11 protein-coding genes and 1 pseudogene are annotated in these 19,825 nt (G+C 61.5%); 7 read left to right on the top strand and 5 right to left on the bottom strand.

Annotated elements, in window-relative coordinates:
* Positions 1–12 precede the first annotated feature (12 nt).
* Both PSO31014_RS13020 and PSO31014_RS13015 read right to left on the bottom strand, forming a co-directional pair.
* On the bottom strand, positions 13–1,875 hold the full coding sequence (locus PSO31014_RS13020) for a sensor histidine kinase (RefSeq protein WP_174976498.1): 1,863 nt from the start codon (positions 1,873–1,875) through the stop codon (positions 13–15).
* Positions 1,876–1,973: 98 nt separating this feature from the next.
* Complete coding sequence (locus tag PSO31014_RS13015) at positions 1,974–2,696, bottom strand: response regulator transcription factor (RefSeq protein ID WP_150552003.1); 723 nt, start codon at positions 2,694–2,696, stop codon at positions 1,974–1,976.
* Between the two features lie 319 nt (positions 2,697–3,015).
* Between PSO31014_RS13015 and PSO31014_RS13010 the strand changes: the two genes are divergently transcribed.
* Positions 3,016–9,138, top strand: a complete 6,123-nt coding sequence (locus PSO31014_RS13010) for an autotransporter outer membrane beta-barrel domain-containing protein (protein WP_150552002.1) — start codon at positions 3,016–3,018, stop codon at positions 9,136–9,138.
* 61 nt (positions 9,139–9,199) lie between these two features.
* Here the strand turns inward: PSO31014_RS13010 and PSO31014_RS13005 are convergent, their stop codons facing one another.
* The gene (locus PSO31014_RS13005) at positions 9,200–10,225 is read right to left on the bottom strand and encodes a serine hydrolase (RefSeq protein WP_150552001.1); all 1,026 of its coding nucleotides are present in this window, start codon (positions 10,223–10,225) and stop codon (positions 9,200–9,202) included.
* A 346-nt stretch (positions 10,226–10,571) separates the two neighbouring features.
* Between PSO31014_RS13005 and PSO31014_RS13000 the strand changes: the two are divergent.
* Positions 10,572–11,229 (top strand): annotated as a pseudogene (locus tag PSO31014_RS13000) (IS256 family transposase); the annotation flags it as partial.
* A 129-nt stretch (positions 11,230–11,358) separates the two neighbouring features.
* Here the strand turns inward: PSO31014_RS13000 and PSO31014_RS12995 are convergent.
* Positions 11,359–12,168 (bottom strand): MBL fold metallo-hydrolase, encoded by an 810-nt coding sequence (locus PSO31014_RS12995; RefSeq protein WP_150552000.1) that lies wholly within the window; start codon positions 12,166–12,168, stop codon positions 11,359–11,361.
* 49 nt (positions 12,169–12,217) lie between these two features.
* Complete coding sequence (locus PSO31014_RS12990; RefSeq protein ID WP_150551999.1) at positions 12,218–13,651, bottom strand: aminotransferase-like domain-containing protein; 1,434 nt, start codon at positions 13,649–13,651, stop codon at positions 12,218–12,220.
* 248 nt (positions 13,652–13,899) lie between these two features.
* On the opposite strand from PSO31014_RS12990, the gene PSO31014_RS12985 reads away from it, so the two are divergent.
* The 5 genes from PSO31014_RS12985 to PSO31014_RS12965 all read left to right on the top strand — a co-directional run bounded on the left by PSO31014_RS12985 (position 13,900) and on the right by PSO31014_RS12965 (position 19,748).
* Positions 13,900–15,099: a pyridoxal phosphate-dependent aminotransferase gene (locus PSO31014_RS12985; RefSeq protein WP_150551998.1), complete on the top strand. Its 1,200-nt coding sequence runs from the start codon at positions 13,900–13,902 to the stop codon at positions 15,097–15,099.
* Positions 15,100–15,209: 110 nt separating this feature from the next.
* Positions 15,210–16,088, top strand: a complete 879-nt coding sequence (locus PSO31014_RS12980) for a PhzF family phenazine biosynthesis protein (protein WP_150551997.1) — start codon at positions 15,210–15,212, stop codon at positions 16,086–16,088.
* Positions 16,089–16,180: 92 nt separating this feature from the next.
* Complete coding sequence (locus PSO31014_RS12975; protein WP_150551996.1) at positions 16,181–17,593, top strand: aldehyde dehydrogenase family protein; 1,413 nt, start codon at positions 16,181–16,183, stop codon at positions 17,591–17,593.
* 24 nt (positions 17,594–17,617) lie between these two features.
* On the top strand, positions 17,618–18,841 hold the full coding sequence (locus PSO31014_RS12970) for a trans-sulfuration enzyme family protein (RefSeq protein ID WP_174976497.1): 1,224 nt from the start codon (positions 17,618–17,620) through the stop codon (positions 18,839–18,841).
* Positions 18,834–19,748, top strand: coding sequence for a LysR family transcriptional regulator (locus tag PSO31014_RS12965; RefSeq protein ID WP_150551995.1), 915 nt, complete (start codon positions 18,834–18,836; stop codon positions 19,746–19,748). Before PSO31014_RS12970 ends, PSO31014_RS12965 begins: the two co-directional genes overlap by 8 nt.
* The last annotated feature ends 77 nt before the right edge of the window (positions 19,749–19,825 follow it).

Genomic DNA, 19,825 nt, shown 5'->3' with positions numbered 1-19,825 from the left:
ACAAGCCGGGCGTCAGCTGAGGTCGAATTGCACCATCACGACCGTCGCACTGTTCTCCCTCACTAGCGAGAGTGAGCCCCCCAATCGTTGGGCGCGCCGGTGCATGCTGTTAAGACCGGTGCCGTGAAGGTGCCCGCCCTGCGGGGCGTCGGTATTGATTCGCATGCCCTGCATATCGAAACCGACACCGTTGTCTTCAACGCGCAAAGTGACCCGATTGCCGTCGTGCCGCAGTTCGACAATGATACGGGTCGCCTGCGCGTGCTTGAGCACGTTGGTCAGCGTTTCCTGAAGAATGCGCAGCAACTCCAGCGATTGTGCGGCGCTCAGCACGCACGTCGAGATGCCGTCGAGCCGCCAGATGCACTCGATGTTCTGCGTCTCGAAGAGCACCGAAATCCGATGCCGCAATGGGGCAATCTGCTCGGCGAGCGCCAACTCACCTTGCTGATGCGTGGCCGCCGTGTCGATGACGAAACGCAGTTCGTCGCGCATTTCCTTGAGCAACGCAAGAAAGCGCGCCGGCGGCAACGTGTGCGGCGCATGTTCGATGGCCGCGATGCTCGACACCAATGCGCCGCCCAGTCCATCGTGCAAGTCGTGTGCGAGATTCAGCCGCTCGGCGAGGCGCGCGTTGACGACTTCAAGTTCGTGCTGACGATTGAGCGTATGCGCCAGTTCCTCGCGCGCATTATCGATACCCACGCGCAGTTCGTCGTTGAACTGAGCGATTCTCCGTGCGTTTTCGGCAAAGCGCCTCGCAAGCACGATGGCCATGCCGATCATGAGCACCTGAGACGTTTGCGTCGTGTAATAGACGTTCGACGTGAGCACGCCAAAATACACCAGAAAATCATGGGTGCCGGCGACGACGAAGGTCAACGCGCACATGGAGACGATACGTTGTTCCAGCCTGCGCTCAAGCCACGTGAGGACGAAAAGCAGCATGCAACTCGCCAGATAGGTCACGCCGGGCACGATGGCCCAGATCGCGCGCGACGTCTCGATGCGATCGTGTGGCATGACGATCAGCCAGAGTGCTCCGGCGCCGAACGTTGTCCATAACAACGCTTCGAGGCGCGGCATGCGTCGGCCGCAAAAGCGCAACACGTACATCGTGAAGCTGCCGCAGTAAGCGAGAAATGCGATGGAGACGAAGATCTCCCACGCGTCGTTCGTGGCAAATGGCCACGGCCGGGTGACCACCTGATTGACCGCATAGAGCCACCAGGTGAGCGACATCATGCTGAACCAGCCGTAGGCCGATTCGTCGCGTCGATACAACCAAAGCATCGACACGAGTATGCCGAGGGTCAGGGTGATCGCGAGACTGAAGAGTTGCAGGTCGCGCCGTATCCATTGCTCCCGCTCGTAGCGCGCGTGCACGACGTCGGGGCTGCCCAGCACGACTGGGCCAAGCCCAGGGCTGTACGCCGCCAGGCCCGAGACGCGTACGAGTATCGTGTTGACGCCGGGACGTAACGCCGGCGTGTCCAGGATTTGGTACCTCGGCGTGTTCCACGCTCGCGTCAGTGGCTCGACAAGCGAGTTGTCGCGCGAGATCAGGACATCGTTCAAGTACACCGCGCCGGCCATATTCAGATATTCCAGCAGCACGCCACGTGGCTGTGGGTGCTCCGGTTCCCGCCACGTAAGCCGATACCAGACCACGCCGTTGTAGCCCGGCCAGCGGCGTGTCCAGACGTCGGGCAGCGTGACGTCGGTCCAGCCGACGTCTGGGGCGTGCACCGTAGTCCAGTTGGCGGCGTCGGGGTTCATGCTCGCGACGCCATCGCTCGTGGCGCGCACGGCTTCGATGCGATCGAACGTTGGCGCGGTGTTCTCGGGCGGGCGTGTCTGTCCCTGGGCGTCCAAGATGCCGGGGACCAGACCGATAAGACAGGCAAACGAGATAAGACAGCGCAGAGACAGAGACCTGCCCCGAGCCGAATGCATCGTGGCGATGCGGCGGGTCAGGGTAACAAGCCGAAGGTACGAGCTTCGAACACGGCCTGTGTGCGCGAGTTGACGGCGAGCTTCTTGTAGATGTTCTTGATGTGGCATGCGACCGTGAGACTGGAGATATTGAGCAGGGCTGCAATCTCGCGGTTCGTCATGCCTTTGGCGACGAGCCCGAGAATCTCGATTTCTCGCGGGCTCAATGCCGGCACGGCCTCGGCCGTCGGCGACTGACCGGTGACTGGCGTCGCCGCCGGTGCGTGTGGCGTCGCTCGGCTGACGCCGACTAGGCTAAGAATATGCCTGGCAACAAAAGGATCGATCGGCGCACCCCCGCGCAGTGCGCTGCGTATCGAGAGCGCAATTTCCTCGTCGTCACGCTCCTTGAGCAGATATCCGGTCGCGCCTGCCCTTAGCGCACGCACAATGATCTGCTCCGTACTCCACGCGGAGATTACCAGAATCGGAAGGGCGGGATCGCTTTCGTGCAACTCGCCGATCAGATCGACGCCGTTGCCGTCCGGCAGGCCCACATCGACCAGTATCAGCGCGCACGGCGTGCTTGCCAGATGCGCACGCGCCTGCGCGAGGCTTCCGGCCACGCAGACCATCTCATTGCGGTAGCCCAGCGATTTCAGAATGCCGCACATGCGTGTTTGCGTCGCCGGGTCGTCTTCCACGAGCAATAGCGGTCCGGGGAGCACCGGTTCGGCATCGACTGGCGGGCTGGCAGGCATGGCTTGGGGGTCCGGACAATTAGGAGGGGAAACAATGTCATGCAAATTAGCGCACCGCTATCGTAGCGCCCATCCCCCAAACAGGGTAGGCAGAGCCTGAATTTACTCAATTCGGGGGATGCCAGACGTCACACATCGAATGCTACGTTTCGCACAAACGGGTTCGCGCTGCGCAAGGATCGCCAAAATGCGCACGACATCGACGTGACACGGCGTGCAAATCCGGGAGTCGGGCATACGCTTTCGGATTGGGGGGGGCAGCGTGGGAGAACGGTTTTGCGCAAGGGCGACGCCACGTCGCCTCAAGGCCATATGCGGCGTGGCAGGACTCATGCTCGCCGGGCCGGCCGTTGCGCAGACGTCCGGTCCGCTGTTTCTCGACTATCGCGGCGCCACAGGCGGGTGCTGTCACAACGCCAACGGTTTCGACGGCGCACCCGGTCAGATCGACGTCGAACGCACACTCTCGGGCCTGAACATTCTCTCGACGCATGGGGCGACCGGCGTCGCCGTCGACGTGAGCGGCGGCAACGGCGGTAACGGCGACGACGTCAGTGGCCGCGATCACTGGGGCGGCAGCGGCGGCTTTGGACGCATCGTCGATTTCGTGCTCGCGCAAAGCACCGTCATCAGCAACGGTTTTGGCGCCTCCGTCCTCTCCAAGGGCGGAGACGGCGGTCTGTGGGGCAATCGCGGCGAAGGCAACGGCAACGGCGGGAACGGCAATTTCGCACGCCTGACGCTCGATGGCGGCTCGGTAAGCGCTGTGGGTTTCGGGCTGTCGGCGCAATCGATCGGCGGGAACGGGCAGACCAGCGCGATTCCCTGGGGGCCCGGCGTGAACGGCGGGGTCGGGGGAAACGCCGGGGATGCCAGCGTGGTCGTGCGTGGCGGGGCCACCGTCACCGCCAGCGCCAGCGGCGGAAGTGGGGGCGCGGCCATTCGGGCTGAATCGCTGGGCGGTCAGGGGGGATTGGGAATCGACGACTGGGAGGGCGGCTATGTGCTCTCCGGATGGGGCGGGAATGCGGGCAATGTCACCGTGTCGACGGCGGACGGCACCGTGACCGCCCGTGGCGATGGCGAAGTCGGCCTGCTGGCGCGTTCCGTCGGCGGCAACGGCCCGAAACGCATGAGCGACAGCACGGACGTCAAAGGCTCGAACGGCGGTAACGCCGGCAACATCACAATCACGAACGGCGCGGCGATTTCGACCGACGGGGCTAACGCACCGGGCATTGCCGCCTACAGCCTCGGGGGTGACGGCGGCGATGGCGGCGGCGGTGTCACCGGTAACGGTTTTCAGGGCGGCGATGGCGGAACGCCGGGGTCCGTCACGCTCACCAACACCGGCAGCATCGCGACGCGCGGCGTCGGTGCGATGGGGATGCGGGTTTCGGTCGTCGGGGGCGCCGGCGGAAACGGTGGCGAATCCAGTCCCTGGTCGGGACATGGCGGGAACGGCGGTGCAGGTGGCAACACAGGAAATCTGGCCGTCGATATCAAGAACGACGGCACGATCATGACGTCGGGTAACGACGCCGTCGGTATTCTGGCGCACGCGGTGGGGGGCGGCGCGGGGGCGGCCGAACTGAGTCAGGGGATCATGAACATCGGCGGTGGGTCCGGCGGCAACGGCGGACTCGGTGGCAACACGACGCTCAGCAGTAACGGCTCGATTTTCACCACGGGCGATCAGAGCGCCGGTGTGCAGGTGCAGAGCATCGGTGGCGGCGGGGGGCACGGCGGCGACGCCGATACGACCGGCATCATCGTTGGCATTGCCACCGGCGGGCACGGCGGTGCCGGCGGAAACGGCGGCGATGCCCTCATGGATCTGGGCGGAGCGATCTCGACCGCTGGCGCAGGCTCGAGCGGCGTTCTGCTGCAAAGCGTGGGGGGCGGTGGTGGCGCTGGCGGGTCGTCCAGCGCCATGACCGTCGGTGTTGGACTGGGCGTGGCCGTCAGTCATGGCGGCAGCGCCGGGGGCGGTGGCGCGGGTGGCGTGGCGCATGCCACGCTGGACGACGGGAGCAGCGTCACGACGCAGGCCGTCGCAAGCGATGGCGTCGTCGTGCAAAGCATCGGCGGTGGCGGCGGCTATGGCGGACTCGCCAGTTCGGCCACGCTCACTATCGCGCCGGATCTCGGCCCGGAGGTGCCTTCCGCCACGCTCAGTCCGCACGTCTCCATCGGGGGTAGCGGCGGCGACGGCGGCGGCGGCGGGTTGGCCCAGGTCGACAACAGCGGCGGTATCTGGACGCTGGGTGACAAGAGCATCGGCATATTGGCCCAGAGCATCGGCGGGGGCGGCGGTGCCGGGGGAAGTGCTGCCGCCGCGTTACGGGCGCAATCGATCGCCACGCCGAACCGTCGCTTCAACATCAGCGTGGGCGCGACGATCGGCGGTGCCGGTGGCAGCGGGGGCGATGGTGCAGTCGCGCTGGTCAACAATAACGTCGACGGCAGCGTGCTCACGGCTGGCGATCACTCGTATGGCATCGTCGCGCAAAGCATCGGTGGCGGCGGTGGCGTGGGCGGTATGGTGCAACAGGAAACCGCGAAGTCGTTCGGCGCAACGCTCGGCGCACCCGGATCGGTTCAGGGGCTGTTGCAGTCGATCGGCAATTGGCTGACGACCTCCGGCAATTCGATGAACGTGGCGTTCGGTTCACTCACTGTTGGCGTGGATGTTCGCGTCGGTGGCACGGGCGGTGAGGGCGGGGCTGGCAACGTGGCCGCCATCAACAACCACGGCCCGGTGACGACGTCGGGCGCCGGCGCGGCGGCGATCGTCGCGCAGAGTATCGGCGGTGGCGGCGGTCAGGGCGGCACGGCGGCATCGACCAGCGTGTCGAGCCTGCTTTCGAGCGTCGATAGCTTGCTTGGCGTGATGGCTGGCAAGATCGGCACCTACTTCAACGTCTCACCCAATGTCGGGACGCATGTGGCCGTTGGCGGATCGGGTGGCTCCGGCGGCGACGCCTGGCAAGCGAATGTACTCAACACCGGAACGCTGTCCACGACGGGCTTCGGTGCGCCGGGTATCGTCGCGCAGAGCGTGGGCGGCGGTGGCGGAGCGGGGGCGGCGACTTCGCAGAACCTCGAGCTTTTCCTCTCGAATTGGGCACCGAAGGACGCGCCAGGCATCATCGATGAGGTCACTCGCCTCATCGACCTGCTCGGCTCGAATCTCGCCAGTGCGCAACACAGCGTCAATGTCAGCGTTGGCGGGCAGGGCGGCAGCGGGGGAAGCAGCGGGACGGTCAATGTCGACGCCAGCGATGCTGCCAGTCGCATTCAAACCACCGGCGACAGTTCGCCGGGCATCCTTGCGCAAAGCATCTCCGGCGGCGGAGGGCAGGCGGCCGCGACGGATTACACCTTCGGCGCGAGCAGCCTCGGGGCCGCTGCCGGATCGACATCGCCGGCGGTGTCGCTCGCGCTTGGGGGAACATACACCGGCAATCTGGCGGGCAATGCGGGACAGTTTTCTCGCGTGAACGTCAAGAGTGGTGGCGTCATCGCGACCCAGGGGAACGACGCAAGCGGTGTCGTCGCGCAAAGCATCACGGGCGGCGGCGGTGCCGCAGCGGTGGGCCTGACGGGGAATGCGAGCACGCATCTCGCTGCAGGGCAGCAGGTCGCCGCCCCGGTCATCACGTTGGGCAGCACGCTGAGCGGCGAACTGCCGCCGTCGAGCATGAACGGTGCGCCCGTCTCGGTCGTGGGTTCAGGCAGTATCGATACGAGCGGCGTGCTCTCGCACGGCATTTTCGCGCAGTCCGTTGCCGGGGGCGGCGGCGCCGCCGGCATGACCGTCGACGCGTCGGTTGCGTCCTTGCTCGGGGGCGCGGTCATCAAGCTCGGTGCGTCGCCTGCGGGCGGCAGCAGTCTGCAAGCCAACGCCGGTAGCGTCAGTGTCGATCTGACGAACCCTGCGGTCGAGCAGGCGGTCGTGTCGACACGAGGGGCGCTGTCGTTCGGCGTGCTGGCGCAAAGTATCGGCGGTGGTGGCGGGTATGTCGCGCTGGTTCAGGGCGGCAATCCGTCGGCGTTGCCGGTCACCAGCCTGACGCTCGGGGCGCAAGGCGACACGTTTGGCAACGGCGCGGACGTCGACGTGAGCGTCGCGCGTAACGTCGCGGTGCAAACGCTGGGTCAGGACGCGCACGGCATCGTTGCCCAAAGCGTCGGCGGGGGAGGCGGCATTGCAGGCGTGACCACCGCGCCGGGACGCGTCACGCTAGCGTCGGTCAACAATGTCGTCACACGCGCTGGCGCCAACGATGGCGGCACGGTGGACGTGGTCGTCGATGGTAGCGTTCGAACGCATGGCGACGGGGCGGCAGGCGTGCTGGCGCAGTCCGTGGGCGGTGGAGGCGGTATCACAGGCGATGCCGCCGCAGTGACCTACGGTCTCGACATGGTGCGGCAGGCCAACGTCTCCGGCGCCGTGGGGGCGGGGGGCGCGGTGCAGGTGAATACGAGCGGCCGTGTGGTCACTGACGGCGGGCATGCCCCGGCCATTCTTGCGATGAGTCTTGGCGGCGGGGCCGTGTTCAGCGATGGCGGCGTATGGCTGAAACAGCCTGGGAGCGCGAACGGCAACACGGGCGGCGCAATCGACGTGACGCTTCAACCGGGCAGCGTGGTTGCCGCCATGGGCGCGGACTCCCCAGCGATTGCGGCGATCAGCATGGGCAACGCGGGCGGCGGTTCGATGCAGGGCAAGCCGATCGGCGTGACGATCGGCAGCGGCGCGAGCGTGATGGCCAATGCAACTTCGGGAATCGGCATTCTCGCCATCAATACCGATGGCGTGACCGTCGAGAATGCCGGTACGGTATCGGCGGCAACGGCTGTCGCATCGCTGAGTCGCGCGAGTGTCGTCAACAGCGGCCTGATGCAGGGCAATGTGGAACTGACGACCGACAGCACGGTTGAGAACCGCGCGGGCGGCGAGCTACGTACGGCGCAGTCGCTCTCGGCCGGGCTGACGCAAAACTACGGCACGATCAGCCCCGGGGGGCCGGGCGTGTTCCAGGCGTCGAAAATCATTGGCAGCTTCTCGCAGACGGGCACCGGCGTCTACGCGCCCGACCTCGATTTCACGAATCACAACAGCGACTTCCTGACGGTTACGGGGGCATTGACGTTCGGCGGCAGCGTCGTGCCGATCCTTCGCAATCCGGTCAAGAACATCTGGCTTGGCATCGGGCACTTCAACAACGCACCGACCGGTGAGACGGCCGTCGCGAAGAGTACGGCGCTCGTTTTCAACTATCAGATGAAGGATCACTATGGCGGCTCGCGGGATCCGCTGATTTCGGTGGATGCAAACTTCCGGCCGCCGGGCGTGTCGCTCAATGCGAATCAGGCGTCGTTTGCCGACCTACTTCAGACCCATTGGGACGCGGGCATGGTCGCGGCGGGCCCCTTGTTCCAGCCGTTCGTGAGTGCAGGCGATGCGGCGTCTTACCGCAAGACGCTGGACGTGCTTTCCGGGGCGGCGTCACTCATGCGCGCAGGTTCGCGAGGGCATGAGAACTACGACTTCCTGAATCGCTTGATGAGCTGCCCGCAGTTCGTCACCGACGGCACGCGCATGGGCGAGGGCAGTTGCGTCTGGGCGCGCGTGATCGGCACCCGCGCCGATCGTTTCCAAACAGCGGATGATGCGGGCTTCCGCAGTCAGCAGGTGACCTATCAGTTCGGGGCTCAGAAGGAGTTTGCGCCTGACTGGTTTGTCGGCGGTTCGGCGAGTTACGTGGTGACGCATGCCCGCTCGGCGGATCGTTCGCTGGACATATCGAGCGATGGCTTCCGGGGCGGGCTGACGTTGAAGCGTCAGATGGGGCCGTGGCAGATCGCGCTCGCCGTGCTGGGCGGTTACGAGAGCGGCACGCAGAATCGAACGATCGAATATCCGGGGGCGTCCGCGCGAGCCACGAGTCAGCCGGACGCCTTTTTTGTCGGCGCACGAACCCGGCTGTCCTATCAATTGAACTACGCCGCAGGGTATGTGAAGCCCTACACCGATCTGGACGTCGTCTACGACAGGAATTCGGCTTACCGTGAAAGTGGCGCCGGCGTGTTCGATCTTGCGATGCAAAGCGAGGGGCGCACAACGGCGGTGTTGAGTCCCGCCGTCGAGGTGGGCGCACGTCTCGACTATCGTGGCACGACCGTGCGCCCCTATCTGTCGGCAGGGATGAGCTTTGCGTCGAAGGGGGATGTGAGTGCCGAGGCGTCGTTCGTCCAGTTCCCGAGTGCGGCGTTTCGCATCACGTCGTCGCAGCCGCGTGTCTACGGCAACTTTGCGCTCGGGGTTGAACTGCTGTCGTCGAAAGGGCTCGAGGTTCGGGCGGAATACAACCTGCGCACCGCATCGTCACAGACGGTACAAAGCGCGGCGTTGCGGCTGGCGAAGCACTTCTGAGTCCGAAGGAGGGATACGTCGCGGTCCCGAACGACGGTTCGGGACCGATGTCACGGATGACTCAAACGGCGTTGGCGGCGGCCTTGAGGACGTCGCTGACTGCCGAGATGAATGCTTCGGTGCGCTCGCCGCTGGTCTTGCCGTCCAGCCAGTTTGACGTAAAGCTGAACGTCACCGGCGTTTTGCCCACGAGCATCTGCCCGGCGAAGCACAGGGCGTGGAACGTCCCCCAGTCGAGACTGCCGCCCTTGCCATAGGCGAGCAGCCCTTGGGGCACCGTCATCCACACCGCGTCGGCCATCGCGGAGATTCGCTTGAACTCGACGATCGACGTCGGCTTCGTGAAGACTTTTCCTGCCAGCACCTGCTGATACCAATTCACGAGATCGTTGGCCGAACTGGTCATCGATTGCTTGTCGTTGATGACATCGGTGCGGGGTGAGAGAAGATGATTGTCGTAATAGACCTTCTCGTTGTGCTCCAGCTTTTGCATGCCGTCCCAGCCGAGATCGACACCCGACGGCGCGCCCGCCAGATAGGAAAAGAGGACGCGCGTGGAATCGGGGATGCGAACCGTGTTCAGTCCCATTCGCCCGACCAGTTCGCGCACGCGCGCCGGCCCGACAGCGGCTAGCGTGATGTCGGTGCTGATGTTGTCGCTGTGCGAAATCATCGACTCGAGTGCGGTTCGGAACAGCGTCTGTCCATTCAGGCCGATGAGCACTGGGCTGCCCGGCGTGCGCACGGCGTCACTAACGGTGCAGAGTTGGGTGCCGGAGAGTTGATTGCGGCCGGACTCAACGTCGAGCAGGAACTGGCCGAGGATATACGTTTTGACGGCACTGCCGACGAACAGGCGTTGCTCCGGCGCGTAGCCGGCACGCCAGCCCGGCCCTTGGGGTGGGGTTACGGCAACGAGGCAACTGGTCGTTTTCGGCGCGAGGGCGACAAAGCGGTTGATGGCGGCGTCGAGATCGGCGCGCCCGGCAGCGATGGCGCTGGTTGCGGGCGACAGCAACGCCGGTGCAGCAAGTGACGCCGCCGTGAGTTTCAGCGCTTTTCGGCGGGTGGGACGAAAATCGGTCATCGCAAAAGGCTCCTGGACAAGGGACGGTGAGCAGCGTGCCGAGCGCTGCTTGCCGCTGCGGCGAGGCCGGCGCAACGTTAACACGCGGGCGGCGCCGTCGCGATCCCTCGTTTTGGGTAGGCAGATGGCACGTTCAGTTCGACTTGAGACCGGGAAAAGGAATTTTTCGGCGGGTTACGGCACGACGCGACCGTCGCCGAGCCCCATCAGCGCGTATCGGCGCCTCGCTTTTTCTCTGTTGACGGCCGATCTCCCGAGTTTCGACGGGTCCTAGCGTGTCGGGGCAGGTCAGTGCCTCATGCACGGATTTGCCGCCATGTCGAAATGACGTCGGTCTAGGGGGGGATTACCCATCCCGCCCGACGGCACGCGCGACATCCTGGGCCCGTGGATCGAAAACACCGAGGACGCCAAGTTCTGGATGAAGGTGTTTAACGATCTGAAAACGCGCGGCGTGAACGACATTCTGATTGCGTTGACCGATGACCTCAAGAGCATGCCCGAGGCGCTGGCTGCGGTGTTTCCGGCAAAAAACGCTGCAAACCTGCATCGTTCACCTGATCCGCAATAGCCTCGATTATGCGCGCTGGAAAGACCGAAAATCGCTCGCTGCCGCGATCCGGCCGATCTATACGGCACTGAGTGCCGAAGCCGCACAGGCCGAACTCGATAGCTTCGCCGCTGGACCATGGGGCCAGAAATTTCCGCCGGTCAGTGCGGCCTGGCGTAATGCCTGGGATCGTGTGATTCTGTTCTTTGCGTTTCCAACGGAAGTGCGCAAAGTGATCTATACGACCAACGCCATTGAGAACATCAACTCGCAACTGCGCAAGATCATCAAGACCCGCGGCCACTGCCCGAGCGATGATGCGGCAGCCAAACTCATCTGGCTTGCGCTGCGCAACATCACGGCCGATTGGGGGCGAGCGGCCAAGGACTGGAAGACAGCAATGAACCAATTCGCTATCCTTTACGAGGATCGATTCGTTCGACCGTCCGTGTGACTCTCAACTCGCCTTGAACACGCAAATTCTGACACCCCCCGAGGCCATCGTCCAAGTTGCAACGTAAGACTGCCCCCAGGCAGACGTTCGATGGGAGAGGGGGCGAGATGAATCGCCCCTTTTCTGCTCTCAGGACTCTGAGGCCGAATGAAAAGCGAATGCTCCATCGTGTGCGGTGACACGCCCAATGCCAGGGAAGTCCAGGTGGGCGCCAGCCACATAAAAATCTGATTTCGCCTGACGCTGGAGCAGCGTTTTCCGTGATGCGATTGCCTTGGTTTGGTCGTCGTCGTACTCCCACGCGATGTCCGGATGGAAGAACTGGACAGAGGGCACATGAATGAGGTCGCCCCAAGCCAGCAACCGGCCCGCGCTGCTCGTTGCCTCGTAAGCCGTATGGCCGGGAGTGTGGCCGACCGCGCGGATTGCCGAAATCCTATCCGTGATACGCGTGCCATCTTCAACCACGCGAACGCGGCCGCGCAGTGGCGCGAGCCGTCCATTGAAGACAGATGCCTCCTCCTTGGCGACGAACACCTGCCTGAGCTTCGGGAATGCTTCCGAGCCGTCCGGTGCGATCAGTCCGTTCACGTGGTCCGAATGGCTGTGGGTCAACGCTACGTACGAAACTGAGCTTCGATCCACCCCCGCCTCCAGCAGGCCGTCAAGAAGCGTGCCCATTGTGTCGAGCCACGTGTTCGACGCGCCAGTGTCCACCAAAACGGAGACGTCGTTGTCGATAATCAAAAATGCATTGACCGACAAGCGTAACTGTCCGTTGACGAGTTCCAAGCCAACCGGAGACGTTCTCAGAAGGGAGCCTGAGGCAGTCCGCAGGCGAGTCGGGGGCATATCCACATATCCGTCGCGAAGCGCAATGACTTGCAGTTCACCGAAGTCGAATGATGCGTAGTTCTTTCCCTGAGATTTGATTTTCATCGGCTTTCGTGTGTTTGAAACAACAGCTCAGTAATTCCCGGTACCCGTCTTATCGCGCAAGTTGAGTACTGGCCAGTCGGCCCAAACGCCTTACTCCGTCGGCGACACGATCGTTCCAGTCAGACGCTGCACTCAGACGCAAGCAATTCCGGAAGTATCTATTGGCCGAAAACACGTCACCGGGTGCGAAGCAGATGCCATGTTCGATGGCCTCGTCGAACAACTCACGAGAGTCAAACGGTCGCGGGAGCTCCAGCCAAAGAACGAAACCACCGGCGGGACGGCTAACCTTGGTAGCCGTTGGGAAGCTATCCTCGATTGCGCGTGTCATGCGTTGGAGGTTCTCCTCAAAGGCATGCCGAATACGACGCAAATGAGTGTCATATGCTCCCGACGCCAAAAACTCAGCCAACGCGACTTGAGGGAGTACTGGACCACACAGACTAAACGCGAGTTTTCGCTCCAATACCTTTTGCGCATAGGGGCCCGCCGTAATCCATCCAACGCGATATCCCGGCGCCAAACACTTGGAGAAAGAACTGCAGTAGATAGTGTTTTCTCCGCCTTCGAGCGCGGCGAATGGCTTTGGCCGTTCTCGTCCAAAGTGAATGTCGCCATAGACGTCGTCTTCGATTAGCGGGACCTCGTGTCGATTGAGCAGGGCGAGCGCCTCAACCTTCCGAGCTTCCGGCATGGCAGAGCCAAGCGGATTGCTGAAACTCGATGACAAAACGCATGCTGTGATCTTCTGTGAGTCCAGCAGTCGCGAGAGGACATCAACCTCGATACCAGTCGACGGATTTGTCGGGAGCTCGATCACCTTCATGCCGAGCATCTCAAGGGTATGCAGCAAACCAAAATAGGTAGGTGACTCGACAGCGATGGTGTCGCCTGGCTTCGCAATCGCCGTGAGCGCCAACATAAGCGCTTCGGTGCATCCGGCTGTAACTATCACGTCGTCCGGAGAAAGCGCTTGGCCGATGCGCATTGCCCGCTTTGCGATTTCCTGTCGGAGCACGGCGTCGCCTTGGGGCGGGCAATAGATGTTATATCGGTCACCGTGTTGTCGGGCGGCGCGGGCGAGCGTCATATCAAGCCGCTTCGACTGAAGCAAGCCCGCTGCTGGCACCGTACACCCGAGTGGTACGAGTGAGGCATTGGACGCATGCTCAAGGAGCGCCGCGACTGCCCCGCTGATGGAGACCGTTGAAACTTTGGTTCGTAGACGTGATGCCGATGGAAGCGCGAGCAGATTGCGACGGCCTGCGGCAACGTAAAACCCTGACTGCGGACGGGACATCAAAATGCCCCGATCTTCGAGCAATCGGTAGGCTCGCAGCGTTGTAAATACGCTAACACTGTGCTGTTCACTGAACGAGCGCACAGACGGCAGCCTCTTGCCGGACGAAAGGGCCCCATTGTCGATCATGCTGACAATGAGGTCGGCTAACTGGAGGTAGCGGTGCTGCGCGGGTATATCCATGGTGAGCACACGAGTCAGGTGTACTCGAATTATTGCCCCGTCATCCCCCTCATGCAAGTCACAATTGTGCTGGTCAAATTAGCTGAAATTGTGACTGTTGCAGTCGTATTCGACGCGCTACGATGATCTTATTCAGATCGATTTCGGCCCACTCTCTGAGTGGGGGGCATTCGCCCTTTGGGCGATGACAATGGCCGAGCAATCAGCGCTCGATTGAAGAGCGTTGGACCGGATAGGAGCGACGAGCGATGACAACCTTTTCTGCGACCGAAGACCCAACGAAATTGCCGGCGACCGGCGACCGCACCAAAGGTGAATGGCGAGGTCGTTTTCCGTACAACGACATCATTTCGCTTCTTGATGTGAATCGGCCACTTAATCTCGCCGAAAGCACGTCGCAAGACCTTACGGTCGGCGAGATTCTCGACTTGGCCGACCTCGACAGCATTCGCAGTCTAAAGCTCGGCTATGGAAAGTCGGCCGGCGCGGTTGCCCTTCGAGAAGCGATCAGCGAGGTATGTGGTGTGCCGGCAGAGTACGTTGTGACGACGCAGGGCACCGCGCTTGGGCTCTTTCTGCTGGCGTTTGAGGTGTGCCGGCCAGGTGACGAAGCCGTCTTGTTGACCCCGTGCTTCCCTCCGAGCCGAGATTGCCTGACGGGCGCCGGTGTACATGTTCAGGAAGTGAAGCTGTCGTTCGAGAACGGCTTTCGACTGAATCTGTCAGCGATTGAGGCGAAGCTCTCGACGAAAACCAAGCTGGTGAGCTTGGCTTCACCACAAAATCCCAGCGGTGTGCAAACCTCGCGTGAAGAAATCGAGGACCTGCTTGCACTGATGAAGAGAGCGGCGCCGCAAGCGGTTCTCTTTGTCGATGAGACCTATCGCGAAGCAACGTACGGGGACAAGCTTCCGATGGAAAGCGTTGCATCGCTCGACCTGCGCGTTGTAACCGGAGCCTCGGTTTCCAAAGCACTGGGCGCCCCTGGCCTGCGGACTGGTTGGCTTACCATCGCCGATCCTGATCTTCGCGCTCGCATTACCATCGCGAAAATGAACACCGTCATCTCAGGCTCCGTGCTTGATGAGGCGCTCGCGACAGTACTGATTCAAAAGCGAAGCGGCGTTCTCGAGTCGAGACGACGCCTTCTCGCGGGAGCACTCACGAAACTCGCAGGCTGGTGCGAGTCCGAGGCAACGCGGGTTGAGTGGGTCCGTCCGAACGCGGGAGCGCTATGTTGCGTCCGGCTTCGTGCCGACGTTTTCGATGATAGGGCGGTTGAAAAATTCTGGGACGTCTTGCCAGGCCACGATTTGCAATTGGCATCGGGCAGTTGGTTTGGCGAAGAGAATCGGTCGTTTCGCCTAGGCTTCGGTTATCTCCCGCCGGAGCGACTGGGCCCGGCCCTGACTGCGCTCTCGATGGCAATGGATGCCAGCCTTTCTTAGGCGAGGCAGAGGCGTCACGCGTCAGTTGTGCAGATTGAATCGCAACAGGGGGACGGAGACCTCGATTTCTGCTTCTCCAAAATCCCAGCGTGTCTCAAAGCGGAGCCAATATGAAGCGCGCTTACGAAGTTGTTGACGTCTTCACTGCACAGCCTTTCCAGGGCAATCCAGTTGCAGTGGTGCTTGATGCAGAAGGGCTCGATACTGGAGAAATGCAGACGATCGCCGGTTGGACGAACCTGTCGGAGACTACCTTCGTACTACCTCCGACGACTAGGCAGGCTGACTATCGAGTGCGCATCTTCACGCCGAGGAGCGAGCTTTCGTTTGCAGGTCACCCGACGCTTGGCACAGCTCACGCAATCATCGAGGCCGGCCTCGCATCGCCAAGAAGTGATGGGAGTCTGGTTCAGGAGTGTGGCATCGGACTCGTCAGTATCAATGTCAAGCAAAGCGGTTCACATCGCCAGCTCGCGTTTGATCTGCCCGCTGCGGAGATCTCCGCTTTGCGCTCCGAGGACGTCGAGACGCTGGCCAGCATTTTGAATTGCGAACTCGAGGTCGGAGTCGCGCCGGCCATTGTGAACGTTGGCGCTATTTGGGTTATCGCCAAACTTAGCGGGGCGTCCGCCGTGTTGGATCTTCGCCCTGATTTTGCGCGACTGGCGGCCTTCGAGCGACGGCTTGGTGTTACCGGCGTGACTGTGTTTGGCGAGCATGCTAGCCATGACGTTGCCGCTATTGAGGTTCGAACGTTTGCTCCTTCTTGTGGCGTCGAAGAGGATCCGGTTTGCGGAAGCGGCAATGGTAGCGTCGCCGCGTTCCAATGGGCTCGCGGCCTGTTGTCTGCGTCAGGGCAGCATTACGTAGCGGCGCAAGGACAAAAGATTGGCAGAGCGGGGCGAATATTGGTCAACGTCGACGCCACTGGGAAGGTGCAGGTCGGGGGATCGTGCGTCACTTGCGTCGAAGGCGCGTTGCACTTCTAGCAACTCGATACAACCGCAGGAGTGACTCGTCTCGATTTCGTATCAGTTCGACGATACGTTTTCGATTGGGAACTTTGGGAGTGGTACTTGAGATGAGCAATTCCGTGCCGCACACTGCTTTACCATTCCGCCGAATTTCTGTGAAGAGCCCCTTCGATGGAACCGAGGTCGGCACCGTCCGAAATTTTTCGCCCACAGAGGTTCCGTCGCTTCTGGAGACAGCTCGCGAAGGGGCACGCGTTGGCCGAGCACTTTCGCGTTACGCCCGTGCTCGCGTGCTTGACGATTGCGCCGCGCTTGTCGAGAGAGATGAGGACGCGTTCGCCGCGTTAATTGTCGCGGAGGCGGGAAAGACGTTAAGGCAGGCTCGCAAGGAAGTGCTCCGGTGCGTAAACACGTTGAAACTCTCGGCAGACGAAGCGCGTCGTAATGCAGGTGAGATCGTGCCGTTTGATGCCTACTCGGGCTCCGAGGATCGACAAGGTTGGTTCACGAGAGAGCCCCTTGGGATCATTGTGGCCGTGACGCCCTACAACGATCCGTTGAATCTGGTTGCGCATAAGCTTGGCCCAGCAATCGCCGGGGGAAATGCCGTACTGCTTAAGCCATCAGAGCTCACACCGCTTTCGGCCTTGAAGCTCGTCGATTGCCTTGTTGCCGCAGGCTTGCCTTCTTGCATGGTGTCGGTCGCTACGGGGGGGGCCGAGCTAGGCGAGGCCCTCGTATCCTCTCGTGAGGTGCGAATGGTTTCGTTCACTGGCGGCTTTGCCACCGGGGAGAGAATCGCGAGATCCGCCGGACTAAAGCGACTGGCTATGGACTTAGGTGGCAACGCACCGGTCATCGTTCTCGAAGATTGTGATCTTGCAAACGCTGTCGACTCTTGCGTTTCAGGTGCGTTCTGGGCGGCCGGCCAGAACTGCGTCGGCACACAGCGCATCCTTGTCCACGCACCTATTTACGACGTATTCAAAAGCCAGTTCGTGAGCAAGACGCTGGCGCTAAAAGTTGGAGACCCTCTGCTACCGGAGACCGATGTCGGCCCGATGATCTCGGAAAACGCAGCAGCGCGGACTCAACAAACCGTAGATGCAGCGATTGAACAGGGCGCAACCCTTCTATGTGGAAACCGTCGGAGAGGCGCTTTGTACGTACCCACCGTCTTGGAGCACGTTAGCTTCGATTGCGAAATCTGGCGGCACGAGGTTTTCAGTCCGGTGGTCGTCCTCCAGCGGGTCGAAACACTGGATGAAGCGCTCCGACTGGCAAACAGCCCGGAATATAGCTTGCACGCCGGCATATTTACCAACGACTTGCGCGCTGCGCTTGATGCGGCCAAGCGGCTGGACGCCGGCGGAGTAATGATCAACGACTCATCGGATTACCGATTCGATGCTATGCCCTTTGGTGGCTTTAAGTATGGAAGCCTGGGCCGAGAGGGTGTGCGTTTCGCCTACGAAGAGATGACGCAGCCTAAGGTTGTGTGCATCAAACAATTGCCGTGAGTCGATCATCAGGAGCTGTGGCAAATGACCGCTAAAGACATCCAACCTCGCCCGGACAAAGCGAAGCCGGAAACACTCTCCTTTGACACCCAGGCCGTGCATGGTGGGAACGTTGTCGATGCGACCACCGGCGCGATTCGCACGCCTATCGTGATGGCCAACTCGTATGCGTTGCCCGATGATCCGTCGTCGCTGGATTGGTCCGATTCGCGGCTGCTCTTCTACAACCGAAATCTGGGACACAACCAACGCTGTCTTGAGCGAAAGCTTGCTGGCATGGAGCGAGGAGAAGATGCAGTCGTCTTCAGCACCGGCGTGGCGGCGCTGTACGCCATATTCTTTACGTTTCTAAAAAGCGGTGACCACGTCATTGTTAGTGATGTCACGTATGAGGCCGTTTGGCGCCATTTCAGCGAGCTATTGCCAACCCGATATGGCATTGAGGCAACATTTGTCGACATCAGTGACCTGGATGCCGTACGTGCCGCAGTTCGCCCGACGACCAAGTTTATACACGCGGAAACGATCGCGAATCCAACAACCAAAGTAGCCAACGTGCGTGCGCTTGCCGATATCGCGCACGAGTCGGGCGCGATGCTGTCCATCGATGCGACGTTTAGTCCGCCGCCGATGTTTCGGGGGCTTGAGCACGGCGCAGACTTTGTTGTGCATTCCCTGACAAAGTACATCAACGGACACGGCGACTCGATGGGCGGCGCTGTCATCGCGCGAGCTGATCTGATTCACCGTCTCAAGGCGGATGCACTTGTCGACGTCGGTGGTTCTATCTCACCGTTCAACGCGTGGTTAATCACACGAGGTTCAGTCACGCTCCCATTGCGCCTTGCCCGGCATTTCTCGACGGCTAGGGTTGTCGCTGAAACGCTGTCCAAGGATTCCAGAGTCGCTTTCGTCGCCTACCCCGGTCTATCGACACACCCGCAGCACGAACTCGCTGCCGAACAATTCTCCGGCTTAGGGTTCGGCGGTGTCATGGCGTTTGCGCTAAATGGAGGCCCGGATCTGCAGAATCGATTCGTTTCCAATCTGCGAATCATCACCTCAGCTGTGTCCCTTGGGCACGACGAGACCTTGATCGTGCACGTGGGTGCCGAAGGGAGAGGCGGATCGGAACGATATCCGGAAAATTTCCGAAAGTTTGGTCATCTGCGGCTCTCCATCGGGTTAGAGGACCCGAAGGACATTGTTGCCGACATCAATGCAGCGCTAGACGCCGCGCTTGCGTGACGTTGTGATACAGCCCCAATCGCTCAAATATTTCGCTGAAGTGGCGAGGACCGGATCGTTACGCCAAGCCTCCGAGGTGTTTTTTGTCGCTCCAAGCGCCATCAGTAAGCAGATCAGCAACCTTGAAGCCGAGCTGGGCGCTGTCCTATTTGACCGTTCGTCCAGAGGGGCAACACTGACTGAGGCGGGGCAGTTACTTCTCGACTACGTAAGGATCAACAGTCGGAATCTCGAGCAGCTCCAAGCGGCCGTCGATGATCTGAGCGCGTTACGGCATGGGACCGTGCGTGTCGCATTGGTGGAAGCGGCTGTACAGACATTCATGCCCGACCTGATTACCGAGTTCGCGAGCGAGCATCCAGGCATTGTTGTGCATCTCGATATCTGCGGCACCGCGCAGATTGTTGACGAATTGACGAATCACCGTGCCGACATAGGAATGGCGTTCAACGTTTTGAACCGGGACGACATCACTTTGCATGGGCGCTCGGTGCAACCACTACAAGTCATTTGCCGTCCGGAGCACCCGCTTGCTTCGCGAGCATCCATTTCGATGGAGGAACTTGTGGCCGAGCGTGTAGCGTTACCGACGCGCACCTACGGTATTCGGTATTTGATAGAGAAGATAGCGGCGCGTGCCGGGACAGCGCTTGGCGTTTCAGTGGAGGCTAATTCGCTTCAGGCAATCAAGAACCTGGTTCGACAGTCCGACGTTATTAGTTTCATGCCGCCGCTGACTTTGGTGAATGAAATGACGAACGGGTTGCTGCGCGCGATTCCCCTTGAGGGCAGCGATGCCAAGTCCGCGACGATTGACGTCGTTACCTCGCGTTCGGCAGAGCTATCCGCTGCGGCGCAGAGCTTTCTGCAGCTATTGCTGACGCGTCTGCGCATGCAGAGCAGATAAATGTGTCACGGTGTTCTGATTTAGTGATCGCCATCGTAACTTCGAACACCTTCCTCGTGAAAATTGATTCGCATTAA

Origin of the sequence: Pandoraea soli, from assembly GCF_902459595.1 — a bacterium.
Classification (GTDB): domain Bacteria; phylum Pseudomonadota; class Gammaproteobacteria; order Burkholderiales; family Burkholderiaceae; genus Pandoraea; species Pandoraea cepalis.
This window is presented reverse-complemented; position numbering and strand designations above follow the sequence as displayed.

Bases quoted from the DNA above. Each gene is read 5' to 3' on its own strand.
- PSO31014_RS13015 (WP_150552003.1), bottom strand. From the start codon at position 2,696: ATGCCTGCCAGCCCGCCAGTCGATGCCGAACCGGTGCTCCCCGGACCG.
- PSO31014_RS13005 (WP_150552001.1), bottom strand. From the start codon at position 10,225: ATGACCGATTTTCGTCCCACCCGCCGAAAAGCGCTGAAACTCACGGCG.
- PSO31014_RS12995 (WP_150552000.1), bottom strand. From the start codon at position 12,168: ATGAAAATCAAATCTCAGGGAAAGAACTACGCATCATTCGACTTCGGT.
- PSO31014_RS12990 (WP_150551999.1), bottom strand. From the start codon at position 13,651: ATGGATATACCCGCGCAGCACCGCTACCTCCAGTTAGCCGACCTCATT.
- PSO31014_RS12985 (WP_150551998.1), top strand. From the start codon at position 13,900: ATGACAACCTTTTCTGCGACCGAAGACCCAACGAAATTGCCGGCGACC.
- PSO31014_RS12980 (WP_150551997.1), top strand. From the start codon at position 15,210: ATGAAGCGCGCTTACGAAGTTGTTGACGTCTTCACTGCACAGCCTTTC.
- PSO31014_RS12975 (WP_150551996.1), top strand. From the start codon at position 16,181: ATGAGCAATTCCGTGCCGCACACTGCTTTACCATTCCGCCGAATTTCT.
- PSO31014_RS12970 (WP_174976497.1), top strand. From the start codon at position 17,618: ATGACCGCTAAAGACATCCAACCTCGCCCGGACAAAGCGAAGCCGGAA.